Origin of the sequence: Amycolatopsis sp. NBC_01488 (genome assembly GCF_036227105.1) — a bacterium.
Taxonomy (GTDB): domain Bacteria; phylum Actinomycetota; class Actinomycetes; order Mycobacteriales; family Pseudonocardiaceae; genus Amycolatopsis.
Map to the genome: position 1 here is coordinate 4419292 of NZ_CP109434.1, position 19730 is coordinate 4439021.

At 71.0% G+C, this 19730-nt stretch carries 13 protein-coding genes; 8 read left to right on the top strand and 5 right to left on the bottom strand.

Annotated elements, in window-relative coordinates; translation table 11 throughout:
• The 3 genes from OG738_RS21525 to OG738_RS21535 are packed head-to-tail and all read left to right on the top strand — an operon-like array spanning nt 1 to nt 3963.
• Nucleotides 1-1953 carry a putative baseplate assembly protein gene (locus tag OG738_RS21525; protein ID WP_329056192.1) on the top strand — a complete coding sequence of 651 codons (1953 nt, stop codon included), beginning with the start codon at nt 1-3 and terminating at the stop codon, nt 1951-1953.
• A gap of 17 nt (nt 1954-1970) precedes the next feature.
• The gene (locus tag OG738_RS21530) at nt 1971-3425 is read left to right on the top strand and encodes an NADase-type glycan-binding domain-containing protein (RefSeq protein ID WP_329056193.1); all 1455 of its coding nucleotides are present in this window, start codon (nt 1971-1973) and stop codon (nt 3423-3425) included.
• A gap of 46 nt (nt 3426-3471) precedes the next feature.
• A complete protein-coding gene (locus OG738_RS21535) occupies nt 3472-3963 on the top strand; it encodes a phage tail protein (protein ID WP_329056194.1) in 492 nt (163 codons plus the stop codon).
• A 165-nt stretch (nt 3964-4128) separates the two neighbouring features.
• On the opposite strand, the gene OG738_RS21540 is transcribed toward OG738_RS21535, so the two are convergent.
• On the bottom strand, nt 4129-4485 hold the full coding sequence (locus tag OG738_RS21540; protein ID WP_329056195.1) for a PAAR domain-containing protein: 357 nt from the start codon (nt 4483-4485) through the stop codon (nt 4129-4131).
• 46 nt (nt 4486-4531) lie between these two features.
• The gene (locus tag OG738_RS21545) at nt 4532-5140 is read right to left on the bottom strand and encodes a Pvc16 family protein (RefSeq protein WP_329056783.1); all 609 of its coding nucleotides are present in this window, start codon (nt 5138-5140) and stop codon (nt 4532-4534) included.
• Nucleotides 5141-5285: 145 nt separating this feature from the next.
• Between OG738_RS21545 and OG738_RS21550 the strand changes: the two genes are divergently transcribed.
• Both OG738_RS21550 and OG738_RS21555 read left to right on the top strand, forming a co-directional pair.
• Nucleotides 5286-6557 (top strand): COG1470 family protein, encoded by a 1272-nt coding sequence (locus OG738_RS21550; protein ID WP_329056196.1) that lies wholly within the window; start codon nt 5286-5288, stop codon nt 6555-6557.
• Nucleotides 6558-6777: 220 nt separating this feature from the next.
• A complete protein-coding gene (locus tag OG738_RS21555) occupies nt 6778-7746 on the top strand; it encodes an IS110 family transposase (RefSeq protein WP_329056197.1) in 969 nt (322 codons plus the stop codon).
• A 356-nt stretch (nt 7747-8102) separates the two neighbouring features.
• Here the strand turns inward: OG738_RS21555 and OG738_RS21560 are convergent, their stop codons facing one another.
• Nucleotides 8103-9224 carry a hypothetical protein gene (locus OG738_RS21560; protein WP_329056198.1) on the bottom strand — a complete coding sequence of 374 codons (1122 nt, stop codon included), beginning with the start codon at nt 9222-9224 and terminating at the stop codon, nt 8103-8105.
• A 21-nt stretch (nt 9225-9245) separates the two neighbouring features.
• Nucleotides 9246-12509, bottom strand: a complete 3264-nt coding sequence (locus OG738_RS21565; RefSeq protein WP_329056784.1) for a DUF7507 domain-containing protein — start codon at nt 12507-12509, stop codon at nt 9246-9248.
• 378 nt (nt 12510-12887) lie between these two features.
• Here OG738_RS21565 and OG738_RS21570 point away from each other — a divergent pair, with 378 nt between their 5' ends.
• The 3 genes from OG738_RS21570 to OG738_RS21580 all read left to right on the top strand — a co-directional run bounded on the left by OG738_RS21570 (nt 12888) and on the right by OG738_RS21580 (nt 18281).
• The gene (locus tag OG738_RS21570) at nt 12888-13514 is read left to right on the top strand and encodes a helix-turn-helix transcriptional regulator (RefSeq protein ID WP_329056199.1); all 627 of its coding nucleotides are present in this window, start codon (nt 12888-12890) and stop codon (nt 13512-13514) included.
• 76 nt (nt 13515-13590) lie between these two features.
• Nucleotides 13591-16425: a helix-turn-helix transcriptional regulator gene (locus OG738_RS21575; protein ID WP_329056200.1), complete on the top strand. Its 2835-nt coding sequence runs from the start codon at nt 13591-13593 to the stop codon at nt 16423-16425.
• 1364 nt (nt 16426-17789) lie between these two features.
• A complete protein-coding gene (locus OG738_RS21580) occupies nt 17790-18281 on the top strand; it encodes an integrase core domain-containing protein (protein WP_329056201.1) in 492 nt (163 codons plus the stop codon).
• A gap of 174 nt (nt 18282-18455) precedes the next feature.
• On the opposite strand, the gene OG738_RS21585 is transcribed toward OG738_RS21580, so the two are convergent.
• Nucleotides 18456-19655 (bottom strand): lipase family protein, encoded by a 1200-nt coding sequence (locus OG738_RS21585; protein WP_329056202.1) that lies wholly within the window; start codon nt 19653-19655, stop codon nt 18456-18458.
• Nucleotides 19656-19730 lie beyond the last annotated feature (75 nt).

Genomic DNA, 19730 nt, shown 5'->3' on the forward strand with positions numbered 1-19730 from the left:
ATGGCGCTGCCCGCACCGAACCTGGACGACCGGCAGTTCGCCGATCTGGTGGCCGACGCCACCGGCATGGTCCGCCAGCACTGTCCAGGATGGACGGACCACAACCCGTCGGACCCCGGTATCACGCTGATCGAGGCGTTCGCGTTCCTGGTCGACCAGCTGTTCACTCGGCTCAACCAGGTGCCGGACCGGCTGCACATCAAGTTCCTGGATCTGATCGGAATCCGGCTCTACCCGCCCACGCCGGCCCGTACCGACGTGACCTTCTGGCTGTCCGCACCGGCCACCGCCGCGCTGGTCATTCCGGCCGGTACCGAGGTGAGCACCCAGCACGCCGAAGCCTTCGACCCGGTGGTGTTCGGCACCGAAGCCGAATCCGTGGCGCTACCCTGTGAGCTGGTCGCGGTCCGCACCCGGGCGGCGGACGCCGAACTCGCCGTCGACCACACCACCGAGCTGCGCGCCGGGCCGGTGCCGGCCTTCTCCTCTGTCCCACAGGCCGGCGACACGCTGCTGTTCGGGCTGGACGTGGCCGTTCCGCGCGGCGCGGTGCAGCTCGATCTGGACAGCCGCATCGACGGCGTGGGCGTCGACCCGCGGCATCCGCCGCTGGTCTGGGAGGCCTACACCGGCGAGGGCTGGACCGGTTGCCGGGTGCTGCGCGACGAGACCGGCGGCCTCAACAGCGCCGGCGCGGTGGTGCTCGACACGCCCGCCGAGCACCGGGTGGCGCTGCTCGACGGCCTGCGCGCGGCCTGGCTGCGCGCCCGGGTGGTCGATCCGGCCCCGGACCGGCCCGGCTACCACGCCGCGCCGACGATCGCGCGGGCCAGCGCCTGCACGGTCGGAGTGAGCAGCCCAGCGGTGCACGCCGACCTGATCGGCGAGGAGCAGCTCGGCACCGCTAACGGCTCGCCGGGCCAGGTGCTCCGGATCGCCGCCGCGCCGGTGCTGACCGGCATCGGCACCCCGGTGGTCCAGACCAGCTCGGAGAACGGCTGGCAGGACTGGACTCGGGTGTCCGACTTCGCCGAGAGCACCGCGACCGACCGGCACTTCGTGCTCGACGGCTACACCGGCGAGGTCGTCTTCGGCCCGCTGGTGCGGCTGGCCGACGGCGGCACCGAGCAACACGGCGCGGTGCCCGAGCCGGGTGCGGCGACGCGCATCCGGAACTACGCGATCGGTGGCGGCACCGTCGGCAACGTCGCCGCCGGCACCATCACCACCCTGCGTTCTTCGATTCCGTTCGTATCCGCGGTGAGCAACGCGGTCGGTGCCCGGGGCGGCACTGACGCCGAGACTCTGGACCAAGCCCGCGACCGAGGCGCCCTCGCGCTGCGGACCCGGCGCCGGGCGGTCACTGCCGAGGACTACGAGGCGCTCGCCCGCGAGGCGGTACCGGAAGCGGCTCGGATCCGCTGCGTCACCGCCGGCGAGGCCGGGCTGCCCTCGGCCACGGTCAAAGTGCTGGTGGTGCCGGACGCGCCGACCGACGGCGGCCGTGTGCGACTTGCCGATCTGGTGCCGACCGACGAGCTGCTCGCCCGGCTGGCCGAGCACCTGGACACCGTGCGCCTGATCGGCACCACCGTGCTGGTCGAGCCGCCACGCTACCGCGGAGTGACCGTGGTGGCCCGGCTGGTCGCCCGGCGACGTCTCAGCCTGGCTGCGGTGCGGGAGGACGCGCTGCGGGCGTTGGCCGGCTACCTCAGCCCCCTGCCCGGCGGCGGGCCGGAGGGCACTGGCTGGCCGTTCGGCCGCGCCGTCCGGGTCGGGGAGATCCACGCGTTGCTGCAGCGGGTCGCAGGGGTAGAGACGGTCGAGGACGTCCGGCTGTTCAGCGCCAACCCGGTGACCGGCGAGCGCGGCGGGGAGACCAGCCGGGTCGAGGTAGACGCCAACAGCGTGGTGTTCTCCTTCGACCACCACGTCCGCGTCGAAGCCAACTGAGGCGGGAGGAGCACGCGATGATCGTCTGCAAGGAGTGCGGCCAGTCCAATCGGGACACCGACACGTTCTGCGGCTCCTGCGGCGGCTTTCTGGAGTGGACCGGTCAGAAGACGGCGCCGGCTGCCACGCCGCCCGCGGTCGTCGTGGAGGCTGAGGCACCAGGAAAGGTGGGCCTGCTGCGCCGGGTGGCTTCGGCCATCGTCGGTCCGCTCACGACGATCGACGGCAAACCGGTGCCGGACACGACCGCGGCACCGCCGGAGCCAGCGGCCGAACGGCCGGCCGATGCTTCGCCGCCACCGGGACTGGCCAAAGCGCCGCCGCCACCACCCCAATTCGACACGCCGCCACCCCCGCCACCGCCACCGCCACCGCCACCGCCGCCGCCACCCCCGCCACCGCCACCCCCGCCACCGCCGCCGCCACCCCCGTTCGGGGCGCCGGCGACGCCGCCGCCCTTGCGGGACGACATGCCACCCTCCGCGCCGCCCTTGGCCGGCGACGCACCACCGCCGCCGCTGGAGCTCGGCAACGGCCGGCATCACGGGCCGGATGATAACGGCGCGGACATGCACGGCCTGGTGACCCCGGTCGACCCTGCGACGGGCAGCATCGAGCCGGCCGAGGTGCTCCCCCAGGAGGTGACGCCGGCTACCCCACAGACGCACCGAGCGCCGCCCACCCGCAAGATCCAGCCCGGTGACCGGATCTGCGGCGAGTGCGGCGAGGGCAACCCGCCCACTCGCAAGTTCTGCAGCCGCTGCGGCGAATCCCTCACCAGCGCGGTGGTGCAGCGCTCGCCGTGGTGGCAGCGCGTCCGGCCTCGGCGCGGCCCGAAACTGGTGGCCGCGACGAAACGGCCCAAGACCGCCAAGCGCGGCGGCAACCGGCGGGTCGGCCACCGGGCAGTGACCAGTATCCGCCGCTATACGTTCATCGTGGTGCTCGCGTTCGGGTTGCTGGCCGGGCTCTACCCACCGCTGCGTACCTATGTCGTGAAGCAGGCCGACAACGTCAAGAGCTGGGCCACTGGGCTGGTCAGCGACGCCACAGTCAGCCCCGTTCGGCCGACCGCGGTGCAGGGCACCGACACCCAGTTGCCCGGCCATCCGGCCAACGCGGCCTTCGACGGGTTCATCAACACCTACTGGGCCGCGCCGTGGGTCCCGAACGGCAAGCCACCGCAGGTGACCATCGACCTGGGCAAGCCGACCGCACTGGCCAAGGTCGTGATCACGGGCGGAGCCAGCGACGACTTCGTCGGGCACGACCGGCCGTCGATCATCGTGTTCAGCTACTCCAACGAGAAGTCGGACACAGTGACCCTGCAGGATTCCAAGAGCCCGCAGACGTTCACCTTGCGAAACGGGCTGGCCGCCAAGCTGGTTCAGGTGCAGATCCTGCAGGTCAAGGAGTCGCCAGGAGGCAAGGACGTGGCCGTGACCGAATTCCAGTTCTTCAGCGTCGGGTAGGCCGGGCATGCGTGGGATGACCGCCGGGTTGCGCACGCCCCGGCCGATGGCCGCATTACTGCCCGCGGTGCTGCAGGAGGATCCGGTGCTGACCGGCCTCACCACGGGCCTCGACGAGGTGCTCGCACCGGCCTACGTCGCGCTCGACTGCCTGGACGCCTATTTGGATCCGGGCCTTGCGCCGGCCGACTTCCTGGCGCGGCTGGCCGCCTGGCTCGGCGTCACCCTGGACGAAAGCTGGGCCGACGACCAGCGCCGCGAGGTGGTCCGCCACGCCGTCGAGCTGCACGGCATGCGGGGCACCGCCCGGGGCCTGCGGTGGCAGCTGGAGCTGGCCATCCAGGGCCGGGCCGAGGTCGTGGACAGCGGCAGTGCGCGCTGGTCAAGCACCCCCACGTCGCCGGCGCCCGTGGAGCCGTCGCTGGTGGTACGAATCCGGCGAGGCAGCATGTCGGACACCGAGCTGGCCGCGGTACGTGACCTGGTGGCCGGGGCCAAGCCCGCCCACGTGCCGCACCGCATCGAGCTGGTCGGCTGATCCACGTCACGCCTGATCTATGGCGCCGGCGGCCGTACCGTGGGCGCGAAGCCGCGGTGTCGTGCCGCCGGCCCTGCGGCACGGCTGCCCGAAGCCGGACACACTTCGGGAAGACGGCACGCCTGCCGCAAGCCGGGACACCTGACCAGGCGGTCACCGCCTGGTTCACAGTCCGATTTGGACGGTGCTGGTACCCACGATGGTGCCGTTGGGAACGGGTACCGGGTCAGCGCAGGTGAGTACCTTGTCGCCGACCCGGGCGGCCGGCTTGCCGCCGATCAGCACGGTCTGGCTACCGCCGATGATCGTGCCGCGGTTGTCCGGCGGCTTGCTGAACGTGCCGGGGGCCGGCGGCACGTGCGGCGGCACGTTCAGCGCCACGGAGCCGGCGGTGGCCGCCGGCCGACCCGCGATCAGCACAGTCGCGCAGCAGCCCTGCACGATCTTGCCACTGAACGGGAGCGGGGTGGGCGTGGGCACCGGACCGCCCGGGGACGGCACCATCACGATGTGCGTGTCCACCCCAGTCACCTGGTCGCCTAGCTTCGCTGCCGGCTTACCCATCCGATCACTCCCGGATACGCCGGCTTGGCGGGTTGGCCGGCGCCGGTGGTTCCGGCTGCCGTGGCGGCCTGCCGCTCGCCCCCAGGTCCAGAGTGGACGGCGGCGCGGCCAGTGGGCCGATCACGGGCGGGGTCACGGTCACGGTCAGCACCACGTCCAGGCCGGCCCGCGGCGGCACCCCGAACGAGGCCCACAGATCGGCCGCCACGCCCGGCAGGTCCGGGTGCGCCACGTCGAGGTCGATCGCCGGCCCGGTGCGCAGCGGCGGCGGCAGGTACTGGGCGGGCACGTGCAGGTGCGGCGCCATTGCGGCAAGCACCGCACCGAGGCGGGCGTGCTCGGCGTCGCGGTCGGCTGCCCACGCGGTGATGAGATAGCAGAACCGGTAGCGGCGCGGCGGCAACACCCGGGCCATCACCCGGCCCTGCTGGTCCAGGTCGTCGGTCCACGCGGCCGCCCGCGCCGTCAGGTCTTCGACCACCCGGTGCAGGAATACGCTGAGCGCTTCACCGCCCTCGGCGAGATCCGGCCCCGGCGGATCGGACCGCAGGGCCATCCCCGCCGGCACCGCGGCCCGCACCAGCGCGGTCAGCGCGGCGTCGACGTGCTCCATCACCCGTCCAGTGTCCGCCTTGACGGCCCGCCCGGGCCCCGGGCGAACGGACAAGCGTGCGGGCACACCGCGCGGGGGCGAATCTGCGCGATGGACTGGCCGCAGGCGTGTTCTCTGGCGCCGCGCAGAGGCCGACGCTTGGACCATGACCGCGTTCACGCTGCTCGGAAGTCCGACGCTGTCCGTCGAGGCCGGCGAGGAGGCCTCCTGCGAGGTGCTGGTGCGCAACGAAGGCACCGTGGTGGACCAGTTCGGCATCGACGTCGTCGGTGAGACTCGGGAGTGGACTACCGCCAGTCCCGAGATCGTCAACCTGATGCCGGGTGGGGAAGCCACCGTGACGGTCCACTTCGCACCGCCACGCGGTCCCCAAGTGGCGGCCGGCAGCCATGCGTTCGGGGTGCGCATGCGGTCGCGGGAATACCCGGAGCGCTCCGCGGTGGTGGAGGGGAGTGTCGAGGTGGCCCCGTTCCTGGCGCTGGACGCCGAACTGCTGCCGGCCAAACGACGCGGCAGCCGCAAGGCCAGGTATCGCCTCGCGGTCGAGAACGCCGGCAACACTCCGGTTCGGATCGATGTCGAGCCGTTCGACCCGGAGGACGACCAGCTGCAGATCCGGCTGGACCGGACGTTGTTCACCGTCCCCCCGGCGACCGTGGCGCTGCTGCGGGTGCTGGTCCGGCCGTTCGAGCGGTTCATGCGCGGCGACCCGCAACCGCACCCTTTCGAGCTGAAGCTGCTCCACGAATCGGTGGACGGCACCTTGGTGGCTGATCCGCTGACGGCCAAGGGCCTGATGACCCAGGAGCGGATGCTACCCAAGTGGGTCCTTCCGTTGCTGGCGCTGCTGTCCGCGCTGGCCATCGTGCTGACCACGCTGTGGTTCACGGTCCTCGCGCCCAACGTGAAGCAGATCGCCAGCTCGGAGGTGGCCGGCCAGGTCAGTGCGGCGAGCAGCGCAGCGCAGGCGGCCGACGCCGCGGCCTCGAAGGCGAACGGCGCCCAGCAGGACGCCCACGCTGAGCTCAGCGCCGCGGCCGCCGCCAGCGCGGCGAACACGCCGACCTCCCTGGACTTCCGCATCGCCACGTTCGCCGGTCCGGTGACCGACAGCTCCTTCCAGCAGTTCAGCTACTCCTCGCCGGCCGGGCGGGCCATGGACATCTTCGCCATCACCCTGCAGAACCCCCGGCAGGACAAGGGTTTCATCCGGGTGTCCATCGGCACCAACGTGCTGCTGGAGTCCGGTCTGGCCAACTTCACCGACCAGCCGTACACCTACGCCAAGGGACTGCACGTGCCCAAAGGCGTGCCGGTGGCCGTGTCGGTCAACTGCGTCACGCCCGGCGTCGGCTCGGTGCGGTGCACTCCCTCCGCCTCCTTCTCCGCCCAGGTGCTGCCCGCCGGCGCCAACTGACAGTGACAATGGGCGGTGACGGGGTCGCCCGTCCGAGTTGACCCTTCGGCTGACCGACCTTGGTGTCTTTGCTGAGATCTGTCGCTCGGCGCGGGTGACCCCGTCGTGCACGTCACCTGCGTGAGCGGCGCGACCTCATAGGAGCCTGGCCAGAGGCCCCGTCACTACCTTGTCCGCCCGTTCGGTGGGTGCCGTGCCACCACCGGATGAGGGAGATGGCATGTCCACGATGACGAATCTCGGCACGCACGTCACGGTCGGCGTCGACACTCACCTCGACAGGCACGTCGCGGTGGCACTCGACCAGGTCGGGCGGGTGCTCGCTCAGGAGTCCTTCACCGCCGATCCGTCCGGGTATCGATCACTGCTGCGCTGGAGTCGCGCACTGGGCCAGGTCCACGCCTTCGGCATCGAAGGCACCGGCTGCTACGGCGCCGGCCTGGCTCGAGCGGCACGGCAGGCCGGGCACCAGGTAATCGAGGTCGACCGCCCAGACCGGCGGACCCGGCGAGCCCGCGGCAAGTCCGACCCGGTCGACGCCGAAGCGGCAGCCCGCGCCGTGCTGGCCGGCACCGCGACCGGAGTCCCGAAGAGCCGAGACGGCGACGTCGAGCCCATCCGCGCGCTGCGGGTCGCGCGCCGTGGGGCGGTCCGGATCCGGATCCAGGTCGCCAACCAGCTGCACGCCTTGGTGATCAGCGCGCCCGAGCTGTTACGCGAAAACCTGCGCCGGCTGTCCACCCGTGACCTCGTCGCCACCGCCGCCGCGTTGCGCCCAGGATCTGGTCTCGGTCCGACCGCGGCCACGAAACACGCCGTGAAAATCCTCGCCCGACGCCACCAGGACGTCGACCGCGACATCGCCGTTCTGGACGAGCTGCTTCAGCAGCTCGTGCCACAGATTTGTCCTCAGCTTCTCGGCTTGTTCGGCGTCGGAACCGACACCGCCGGCGCGTTGCTGGTGACCGCAGGTGACAATCCCGACCGGCTTCACAGCGATCCGGCCTTCGCCAACCTCGGCGGAGTGGCGCCGCTTCCTGCCAGCAGCGGCAAGACCACTGACCGTCACAGGCTCAACCGCGGCGGCGACAGGCAAGCGATGCAGCCCTCAACCGGATCGTCCTCTGCCGATTGCGTTACGCCCCGGCAACCCGCGCCTATGCCGCACGCCGCACCGCAGAAGGACTGACGAAACCCGAGATCATCCGTTGTCTCAAACGCTACGTCGCCCGCGAAATCCGACATGCCCTGCTGGCTTGACGATCCATAGGAGCATCTCAGGCGAGTCAGCCCCGTCGAGCCGACGGCCAGCGTCCGCGGGCCGTGGGTGACACCGGCCGCGCCCGCCACGGTGGGCGTTTCCACGCCGGTCCGGGTGTGTGTGTGGGTGAGTTGTGGCCAGGCTGGTCCCGGTGCATGTTCGGCGTGTTCTTCCCGCGCCTGATCAACTTGCCGACCAGCCGCCGCGCCACCGAGGGGCCGAGGGCCGAGGGGCCGGGCAGAGCGCCGCCACCGTCCATACGTGACGGTCCGGACAGATCGCGGTCAGAGGCAGAGCACACCCAGCACGATCACACAACCGGCAGTGGGCGGGGCGGTCGGGGCCGGGGTGCTGGTGGGAGCGCTAGTCGAGGTCGGGGTGCCCGGGTTGGTGTCACTCGGCGCGGGCGCGCTGGACGCCGGGGGGGCCGCGCTCGGCTGCGCCGGGGCGCTGGTCGGCCTCGGCGCGGCGGCCGTCGGCGGCGCGCTGTCGTGGCCGGAGGGGGGTGCGCCGGAGGCGGGCGCGCCGACAGCGGAAGCCGTCACGTCGTCCGGTCCGCCGGAGATCGTGGTGCCCGCCCGGTACCGTCCAGCCAGGGACAGCACCAGCGTCACGTAGCTGTCCGAATGGTTGTACCGGTACACCGCGGCCCGCGCCGCGGCCGGGACGGCCAGGTCCACCCCGCCACTGCACAGGTAGCTGCCGGCGGTCAGCGCGGCGTCGGCGATGTCGTCCGGGTCGGCCGTGCCGTCGCCGTTGGCGTCCGCGCCGATCGCCGACCAGGTCTGCGGCAGGAACTGCAGGGGTCCGACCGCGCGGTCGAACACCGGGTCACCGTCCAGCCGTCCACCGTCGGTATCGCGGATCAACGCGAACGCGCCGCCGTCCAGCCGGGGTCCGCGGATGGGCGGCACACTGCGGCCGGAGACCGTCAGCACCGCCCCACCGAACCGGCCGTGGTTGCTCTCGACCCGGCCCAGCGCGGCGACCAGCGACCAATCGAGATGGCAGGAGGGCCGCTGGCCGGCCAGCACCGCTGCCGCGTGCTGGTAGGCGCGCAGCGCGAGCTGCGGGATGCCGTTGACCGACAGGTCCGCGGCCATCGCCGGGTTCGCCGTGGGATCCGGGGCGAGCAGAGGGACGAGGGGCACCGCGAGCGGGAGCACCGCCGCGGGCAGTTCCACCGGTTGGTCGGGCACCGTGACGACGACCGAGCCGGCCGGGTTCGGCGGGCGGACCGGGCTGGTCGCGGCCACCGGCGTGCTCTGCACCGGGTGCGCGGTCATGACCAGGACGGCGGCCACCCACAGGCACGTGGCCAGGGCGGCGACCGTGGCGACCAGTGTGGTGTCCCGGGCCTGGGCGGTCGCCGCCATCCGGGCCCGTGCCTCGCCGATGGTGCGCATGGACGGTCTCCTCAAGTCGGGTCAGCTCCGCCGCCGGCGGCGGATCGTCGTCAACAGCAGCGCGGTCCCGACGCCGACCAGCAGGACGCCGGCCGCGGACAGGGGACCCACGCTCACGCCGGTGTAGGCCAGTCGCCCGGAACCGCCCGGCGGGCGGGACCCACCGGGTGAACCGGCGGTGGCGCCGGCCGTGGGACCGCCGGCGCTGCCGCCGGTGCCGGCCCCCGCCGGGGTGGCCTTTACTGGGGTGCTGAGCACGCTCGGCGTCGAGGTGACGGCGGCACCGGCCGTGGTGGTGCCGGACGCGGACGCGGTGGAGGTGACTGTGCCCTTGCCCACGTCCGCAGCGGTGATCAGGTAGGAGGTGGTGCAGGACATCTTGGCGGCCGGAGCCAGCGCCCCCGGTGTGCTGGGGTCGCAGGTCAGGCGCGGCGCTCCGGCCGCCGGGCTGGCCAGCGTCAACGCCGGAGCCACGTCGTCCACTGTCACGCTGCCGGTGTTGGTCACGGTGACCGTGTAGACCAGCACGTCGCCCTGGTCGGTGATGGTGTCGCTGTTGCGGTCCTCGATCGACGTCACCGCGCTGACCACGCTCAGCGCGGGCTTGCTCGACAGGGGGGTGGTCGCCTGGCCGGGCCCCGAGGTGACATTGTGGTTGCCCGGCGCCTTGGCGTTCGCCGTGGCGGTGTTGATCACGCTGCCCTTGTCCACGTCGGCCTGGGTGATCGTGTACTGCGCGGTGCAGGACAGCGTCTCGGTCGGCTTAAGCGTGACCGGCGGGTCGGCCGAGCAGTGCAGGCCGAGCGCGGGGCCGGCCGGCGGGGTCAGCTGGTCGCTGATCGACACCTCGCTTAGCGTCGTGCTGCCGGTGTCGGTGGCCACGATGGAGTAGCTGATCACGTCGCCGGCGTCGGTGACCGAGTTGTGGTTCTCGTCGGACACGCCGGTGACGGTCTTGCTGATGGCCAGCGCGGGCGCGCTGGTGAGCGGCTCGGTGACGATGGCCGGGTCCGAACTGACCGAATCGCCACCCGGGCCGGCTCCGGTGGCCGTGGCGGTGTTGGTCACTCCACCGCTGTCCACATCGGCCTGGGTGACCTTGTAGGCGGCGGTACAGGTCAGCACGGCGCCGGCAGCCAGCGTGGCCGGTTGCTTAGGCGCACAGGTCAGTGCCGGGTCGGGGCCGGCCGGGGAGGTCATCTGGTCGACCACCGACACCCCGGTCAGCGACACGGTCCCGGAATTGGTGACCGCGATCGTGTACTTGATCGTGTCGCCCACGTCGAGGTTGCCGTTGCCGTTGACGTCCGTGATGCCGGAGACCGACTTGCTCACCGTCAGCGCCGAGGACCGGTTGAGCGGAGTGGTCGCCGTGCTGGCCGGCGACGTCACCGCGGTGCCGCCGGACTTCCCGGTCGCGGTCCCGGCCGCGACCACCTCACCCTGGTCCACGTCGGCCTGAGTGAGCGTGTACGTGCCTGTGCAGGAAAGCTGCGCATCGGGCGCGAGAGTGGCTCCCGCACCCGGCGTGCACGTCAAGGTGGGCGCCGGCGCGGCCGGCGCGGTCATGTCCACCGTCACACCGACGTCGGTCAGCGTGACGCTGCCGCTGTTGGTGACCGTGGCCGAGTAGCTGATCGCGTCACCGGTGTCGATCCGGCCGTCGCCGTTCGTGTCGGCCGGCTTGTCCGCGGTCAGCTTCACCGTCAGGTCCGGGTGCTGGGTCAGCCGGGTCTTGGCCTCCACCGGGCCCGCGCTGGTCGGCGAGCCGTTGCCGTTCCGGCTGGTGGCGGTCGCGGCGGCCGAGGCGGTGATGGTCCCGCCGGGCGTGTCCACGTCACCGGCAGCGATCGTGTAGCTGCCGGTGCAGGTCATCGTGCCGGTGATGACGATCTTGCCCGGCATGGCCGGGTCGCAGTTCAGGGTCACCGGGTGGGAGGCCCCGCCGGTCACCTGCTCGGTGACGGTGGCGCCGGCCAGGGTGGAATTGCCCGCGTTGGTCGCCTCGACCCGGTAGTTGATCACGTCGCCGGCGTCGTTGAGCCCGTTGCCGTTGGTGTCGTCGATCCCGGACACCGAGTTGGTGAGGACCAGCTTCGGGGAGTCGACCAGCGTACTCGTCACCGCGGCCGTGTTGGTCACGAGCAGGCCGACGTCAGCACCCGGAAGGGCGGGCAGCCGGCCGGTCACGGTGACCCCGTTGCTCACCGAGCCGCGGTCGAGGTCAGCTGCCACCAGCGTGTACTGGCCGGTGCAGATCAGTTGGCTGCCCGGCTGCAGAGTGGTCGGCGGCTGCTGGGGAAGGCAGGACAAGTTGATCTGCACCCCGGACGGCGCGGTCATCGTGTCGACCACGCCGATGTCGCTGATCGCCACGCTGCTGTCGTTGCCGATCGTGACGGTGTACTGGATGGCGTCACCGGCGTCCTGCACGCCATTGGCGTTGTTGTCGATGACCGACGAGGCGGTCTTGGTGACCGTCAGCGCGATCGGGTCGATGGTGATCGTCCCGCTGCCGTTGTTGCCACTCCCCTCGTAGACAGTGTTCGTGGTGCTGCTGCACGAGCTGCCGCCGCCGCCGCCGCCACCACCACCACCTGAGCCACTGCCGCCGGTGGCGCCACCGCCACCCGCGCAGCCGCCGCCGCCGCCGCCGCCACCGCCGCCGTAGGAGCCGCCGCCACCGCCGTTCCCGCCGGGGCCCGAGGTGACGCCACTCTTGCCACCGCTGCCGCCTTTCTGCCCGGCTAGGGGGGAGCCGCCATCGCCCCCGGTGCCGCCCGTCTCGCTGCCGGCGCCGCCGCTCCCACCGGCGGCGTTACAGCCGCCGACGCCACCGCCGCCACCGCCACCGCCGGCCTCGACCAGAGTGCTCGAGCCGCGGATCAGCGCGCTGCTGCCGCCGCCGGCCGCGCCACTGTGGACTCCGTTCGAGCAGCCCGCACCGCCACCTGAGGATCCGGCGGCACCGCCGCGGTGATATCCGCTTTGGCTGCAACCCACGTAGACCGAGATCGACTGCCCGCCGGACACCTGGACCACCGCCGAGACGATCGCACCGACCCCGCCGCCACCACTGTCACCACCGCCGGCGTCGCCGCCTTTGCCCCCGGCAACCCGAACCAGGAGGTGCGTGGTGCCGGTCGGGACGAGGTAGCTGCCGCCACCGGTAGTGCAGTCGAACTTGCCCTGCGACGCGGCCAGCGCCACCGGGCCGCCATCACCCGCGAGGGGGAGCACGGCGCCGGCCAGCGCCACCACCCCACCGGCGGCCAATGCCCGCACCAACCGTCGTCCGTCCCACCGGGACGGACCCCGGCTTCCGCGGATCCGCTGAACCCGGTATGTCGTTGCGGACGCAGGACTTCCCATGGCAATCCCTGTTTCCTCGCTCGCAGAGCCGTCGGCGGAAGTCTCCTCTCGACGGTGAGCCGGTACGTACGACTCGGAGCCAATGGATCGGGCACACCGGTTGCGTCATCGGGCAGCCGGCACCGATGCCGCGGCCTTCTCGATGAGGCGCGCAACCTTGCACTAGGGGTACTCGTTACTGGACCGGTGACGCTAGGGAAGGCACTAGGGGCTGCTCCCCAGGGCTGCCCGTCGGGGTCGGAGGCAAGCTAGGCGGAGGGGGCCGCGAGGCGATCGTGAGGAGCAGCCACCATGGGCGAGGAGATCACTGTCTGGACCGAGGCGGACGATCAGGTCATCAGCTTCGGGGTGATGGCCCAGTTAGGTCAGTCGACCGAGCTGACCCTGGTCAGCCGGGACGCGATCACCCCGGACACGGTGGTCGTCCTCGCGGTCGACGAGATCAACGATCAAATCGTGCACCGGGCTCGCGAGCTCGGGCATGGTGGGTGCAGCCGGTTCATCCTGGTTACCGGCGCACTCGACGACGAGCAGCTGCGCGCCGCGGTGGAGATCGGCATCTGCGCGGTGATCGAGCGCAGGCACGCTACGCCGAGGCGGCTTGAGCAGCTCGTGATCAAAGCTACCCGCGGCGAGTCGGAGCTGCCCACCACAGTGCTGGCCCGCCTGTTCCGCCAAGTGTCCGAACACGAGCACAACAGCGTCTCACACCGTGCCCTGCCGTTTGCCGGGTTGACCACCCGCGAAACGCAGGTATTGCGCCTGGTTGCCGACGGGCTCGACACCGACGAGATCGCGGCCCGGCTGGCGTACTCCTCCCGCACCGTCAAGAACGTTCTGCACGCCGTCACCACCCGGTTCTGTCTACGCAACCGGTCGCACGCGGTGGCCTACGCCATGCGCGAAGGACTGATCTGAGTCAAGGGACGGCAATGAACCGGAGACGACGGCCGAACCGGCCTGCGGGGGGTGGGCGCGGCGCCCAGGACTCGCCGTGACCTCGGGCGAAGATTCATTCGATATCGGTGACTGGTCGGAGGACCGCTGGGATGTCCCTTCTGGACTGACCGGCCGGGACGGTGAACTCCGCGCCATCGCCCAGTGTGCCAAGGCGGCGATCAGCGGGCAGCCGGCTCTCGAGCATATCGAGGGCGAGCCGGGCATGGGCCGCAGCGCCTTGGTCAGGGCGGCGGTGGACCACCTGCCCGGCTTCCTGGTGGTGTGGATCGCCTGTCACGAGTCCGAACAGGACATCGAGTTCGGCGTGACCGACCAGACTATCTCGGGCCTGCGCCGGGTGGCCGCCACCCGTGGCGTCGCCATCCCCCGAGGGGACCTGCCGGAGCAGAGCCCGGTCGCAACTGGCCGCGGCCTACTGACCTTGCTGGACCGGATCCAGCGGGTGCACCCGACCATGATCGTGCTGGACGACGCGCACTGGTGTGACGAGCATTCGCTGGCGAGTTTCGGATTTCTGGTGCGCCGGCTGCGAGTGGGCCGGGTTCTGCTGATCGCCACCTCGGCCCTGCGCGGCTGCTCGGTGCTGGCCGCCGCCGGCCCCGCACCACCGCCTGGCAACCGGGTGCGTCGGTACCTGAACACGGCCGCCGTGGACGTGGTGACGTTGCGGCTGGGTGCGCTGCCGGCCGAGCACGTCCTCGCCCTGGCAGGGAAAGCCGTCGGGCGTCCCGTGGACGCGCAGCTGGCCGAGCGGTTGACCCGGTTCTCCGGTGGCAACCCGCGGGTCGCGATGCTGCTGATCGACGGAGCCGAGGCGGACCACGGCGCAAGTGGCCCGGTAGTGCCGCCGTCGCTGGTGGCCGCGCTGGGGGCCCGGCTGGGCACGCTGCCCGCGCACGCCCGGGACATGCTGGACGCACTGGCCGTACTGGGCAGCCCTGCCCGCATCGCCCAGGTGGCCCAGCTCGCCGGGTCCGCCGATCACGTGGCGTCACTGGAGATCCTGCTCAGCCGGGGCCTGGTCACCTGGTCGCCGCGGGACCTGCCGGCGGTGTTGGAGATCCCGGACCCGCTACTGGCCGACGGCGTCTACCAGCTGCTCGGCCCATCGCGCCGCCGCGACCTTCACTGCGCGGCCGCCGAACTGGTGGCGGACAGCCGGCGGTGGCGGCACCGCCGGGCCGGGGCGGTCGGCGTCAGCCCGGACCTGGCCGCCGAGCTGGAAGCGCAGGCGAGCACCGCGGTCTCCGAAGGGCGGGCCAAGCAGGCCGTCGAGTACCTGCGGTGGGCCGCGGACCTGAGCGAGACCAGGGAGGACCACCAGCGTGCCGTGCTGACCGCGGCCATGCTGGACCTGTGGTGGGATCGCGGCGACCTCGACGAGGTCCGGCGGACCATCCTCCGCACCGATCGGACCCCGTTGGGGCGCGCCGCACTGGGGTTGCTGCGCAGCCGCCAGGCCGACGGGCTGCCGGAAGCCGAAGCGCTGTTGCGGACGAGCCTACCGGCACTGGTCGAGGACTCGAAGGTGCCCGGCTGGCTGGCACTGCTGGTCACCTCGGCCCTCGCCCAGGTGCAGTTAATGCTGAGCCGGCCGGACGAGGCGATGCGGCACGCCCGGTTCGTGCTCGACCACGCCGCCCAGGCCGACCGCACGGTGCTGGTACGCACCGCACGGACCCTGGTCTTCGCGGTGCTTCGCCGGGAGGGCCCGGCGACCGCGTTGGCCGTGATGGAGCACGCCGAGGCGGAACTGCGCCGGGCCGGCGGGATCGGGACCGCTTCGGTGTTCGACTTCGACCGGGCCGCACTGCTGCTGTTCAACGGCCAGCTTGCCGAGGCGGCCAGCCGGGCCGAAGCCGCGCTCAAGGTGACCGACCACCCAGCGGGGGACACCGTGCACCACGGCGCCGCGCTGGTGCTCGCCGAGGCGCAGTACCAGCTCGGTGGGTGGGTCCGGGCCCACGAGGCGGCGGAGATCGCACTGCGCATGGTCAAGGAGGGCGGCCTGCCCACTTCGGCCGTCGCGGCCGCGCTGGTGCAGGCCACCCGGCTGGCCGCCGTGTGCGGGAGATGGAAGCGGGCCGCGCACCTCATCGCCCGGATCGAGGAGGCACCGGACGTGCGCAGCGAGCACCGGCTGATGTACTTGGCCATCGCCCGGGCGGCAGTGGCCTGGGCGCAAGGCGACCACCCGCTGGTGATTTCCACCTTCGCCGAGACCACGAACCTGTTTACCGACGACGCCACCGCCCACCTGCCGTGGGTGGTCGAACAGTCCTGGCGCCCCCTGCTGGCGGAGGCGCTGGTCGAGACCGGTGACTTCGAGCCGGCCCACGAGGAACTGGGGCGCCTGGGCCGACTCGCCGAGGACGCCGGCTACCTCCGGATCACCCGGCTATGGTTGTCCGGCCGCCTGGCCGAGCGCGCGGGTGACCCCGAGCGCGCCCGCTGGTTCTACGAGCAAGCCCTGACCCAGCCGGTGGAGCGCGACGACAACTCGCTGAGTCATGGCCAGGCCGAGCTCGCCTACGGGTTGATGCGGCACCGCCGTGGCGAAGGCCGCGCCGCATCGGTCTGGCTTCGCCGAGCCCACCAGCGCCTGGTGCGCCTGGACGCGGTCCCGTTCGTGGAGCGCTGCGACCAGGCGCTGGCGGCGCTCACCCAGGCGCCGCTGCTGCGCCACACGGAACTGACCGTGCGGGAACGCCAGGTGGCCGACCTGGTCTGTGAAAACCTGACGAACCACCAGATCGCGGCGAGGCTTTTCGTCAGCGAGAAGACCGTGGAGTACCATCTAGGTAAGGTGTTCGCCAAGCTCGGCATCTCATCCCGCCGCCAGCTTCGCGAAATGGACTCAGTGCTATAGGGCGCCGACTGCGGCCATTCTCGCAATCCTTCGACCGGTCCGTGATCGGAGGGCGTTTCGTGATCTGCGCAGCTTGTGCTTGGCTGCCTGGTCGCCAAGATGGCTTCGTTCGTCGAAAATAGGCGCGCTACCTCGAAATCTTCGTTGTTGACGCACCGATGCAGCTGAATTCGCCTCTATCGACGCAAGATCGCAATCCTGAAGAACAATTGGTTCGTGTAGTTGTGCGTATTTTAACTGGTCAGGTCGTTTGTAGGGCTTGGTTGTGTCCGTGAGATGATCTTGGGGTGCAGGCTGGGGATGGGCGTCCGTCGTATGACGAGCTTGCCGCTCTGTGGTGCAGCAGGCGGCGGTGATCGAGGGGTTGCGGGTCGAGGTCGCTGCGTTGCGGGCCGAGAACGCTGAACTCCGGCGGCGGCAGCCGGTATATCGGGCTTTCCAGCCACCGAGCGAACTCCAGATCGAGGCCCGCCAGACGCGTCGCGGGTGCAAGGACACATAGCAGTCGTGTGCACCTCGCGGCCGATGCCAGCAGCCGAACGCGCGGCGTGAAGCTCGTGGTCGTCACCATGAGCGCCGGAATTGTCGCTACGAGTGCCACGCCTGGTGGGAACAGAGCAGGCCCCAGGCCGGGCACGTCGAAGCCATACGAGCCACCGAGAGCGAACCCCCAGATCCAGAAGAGTGCCCCCTGCGCCCTGTGGGGTTCCAGAAGTCGGCTCATGTGTTCTGACCTGGGGCAATGGCACGCTCGGCGGGCAGGGCATGATCGGCAGCCATGGCGCTGCGTCTGTTCTATCTGATCTTCCTCCGGCTGGTGGGTCTGCTGGTGTTGCTTGGGCGCTCGTCGGCGTCCAAGGACGTCGAGTTGCTGGTGTTACGCCACGAGGTCGCCGTGTTGCGCAGAGGCAAACCGAAACCTCGTCTGGACTGGGCCGACCGGGCTATGTTCGCCGCGCTGGTTCGACTGCTGCCCAAGACGCTGCGGACACACCGGCTGGTTACCCCGGGCACGATCCTGCGCTGGCACCGTCGGCTGGTAGCCGCGAAGTGGACCTATCCACACCGGCACGGGCGTCCGCCCGTCGACGAGGTGATCGCCGGGTTGATCGAACGGATGGCCAGGGAGAACCGCCGTTGGGGCTACAAGAGGATTCAGGGTGAGCTGCTCAAGCTTGGACACCGGGTCGGTGCGTCGACGATCCGGCGGATCCTGAAGCGGGCACGCATACCTCCAGCGCCGGCTCGGCACACCTGTCAACACCGACACGACCTGGCGGCAGTTCCTGCGTACACAGGCCTCGACGATGCTGGCCTGCGACTTCTTCCACATCGACTGCGCGCTCACCCTCAAGCGGATCTAGGTGTTCTTCGTGCTGGAGGTCGGCAGCCGCTACGTCCACGTCCTGGGCACGACCACGGACCCGGACGGTAGCTGGACCACCCAGCAGATCCGCAACCTCGTGATGGAGCTCGGTGATCGAGCCGATGAGTTCAAATTTCTCGTCCGCGACCGGGCTGGCCAGTTCGCGGCCTCCTTCGATGCCGTCCTGGCCGACGTGGGCATTGAGACGATCAGGATTCCGCCACGTTGCCCACGGGCGAACTGCTACGCCGAGCGGTTCGTGCTCACCGCCAGAACCGAACTCACCGACCGAATGTTGATCCTCAGCGAGCGGCATCTGCGGGCCGTGCTCGCCGAGTACGTCCGGCACTACAACGGTCGACGGCCGCACCGTTCCCGCGAGCTTCGCCCACCCCGGCCGACCCACCCCGCGGCAGACCTCAGCTCTCAGCGGATCAAGCGACAGCGGCTTCTCGGAGGCCTGATCAACGAGTACGAACGAGCTGCGTAAAGCCACTGGTCAGCGCCGGTGACCGACTTTTGGAACCCCACACCATGACTACGGTCCTGAACCCCATATCCGAGGAATGTCCATAAGGGACAGTCTTTTTTAATACGGCACGGTTGGCCCCGGTGCACGTGGGGAGCGCGGACGGGCGGCGGATCCACCGGCTGTTCGGTGAGGTCAGGAACAGGTGGTGGGTGCGGGTCGCCCGGCGAAGCGGTCGCCCAGCCAGGCGAGCGCGGTAGGCAGGCCGGCGGTCTCGCCGGCGATGTGGTCACCCGGCACGAGCGCGAACACGGTGCGGACGCCGGCGGAGCACCAAGCGCGGTTCAGGGCCTGTGCTTGGCCGAGCGGCACGATTTCGTCGAGGGCGGCGTGGTACTGGAACACGGGCACGGTCGGCGCCGGTCGAGTCGTCAGGTTGTTCTCCGCGTACACCGCGGCGACGTCCGGACGTGCGTCGAACTGCCGGATCGTTTCGCCGGTGGAGTAGTCGCTGAACTTCTTCAGCGGAAAACCGGCGAGGGTCTGCACCACGCACTGGGTCTTCAGCGCCGCTTCGGTGGCTTTGCCCGCCACGCTGAGGGAGTCATCGAGCGGGAACCGGCCGGGGTAGGCCTGCTGCAGGCCGATCAGGGCATACAGCTGCAGGCCCTCGCCGATCAGGCTGCCGTCCAGTGATTCGGCGACGTTCGCGATGTCGGCCGGCACACCGCCGGACACGTCAGTGATCAGCTGCAGGTCAGGCGCGTAGGCCGGGGCCAGGGACGCGGCCCAGCTCGACGCGCCGCCACCTTGGGAGTAGCCCATGGTGGCCCACCTCGTCGCCGGGGAAATGCCCGTTCCCGGAACGGAAGCGGCCGCTCGGGCCATGTCCAGCACGGAATGCGCCTCGGAGACCCCCGCAACGTAGGTCGGGGTGGAACCGGTGGTGTAACCCTCGTAGTCGATCACCACGACGCCCCAGCCCCGGGCCAGCAGCAGCGAGACCGGTTCCAGTTCCTGCTCGGTGGAGGTGGCGAACTGCTTGGACGGCGCGCACTGCGGCCCGAGACCCTGGGTGCCGACCGCGAGGTCGACCCACGGCCGCGAACCGGCGCCGAGCCAAGGCAGCCGAGGGGTGAACACCGTGCCGGTGACCGCGATGTCGGCGTTGCGGGCGTCGCGGGAGTGGTACATGACCGTGGTGGCCGTCGCGGTCAACGCGGTCGCCAGGGCCGGCATCGGCTGGGTGCGGATGATGGCGCCGGGCGGCCCGGCAGGCAGCGGCGACGGCGGCTGGTAGAAGTCCGCAGGCGCGGCGGAAGCCGCGGTCGGTGCCACCACCGCCGCGACCAGCGCGGCGAGGCTGAGCAGGCACGTGACAGCAGAACGACGCAACGTATCCCCATCTCACTCAGTTCGACCGGTGCCGACGTTCCCGGCTCGGGACACCGCTACAGCATCATGCGCCAC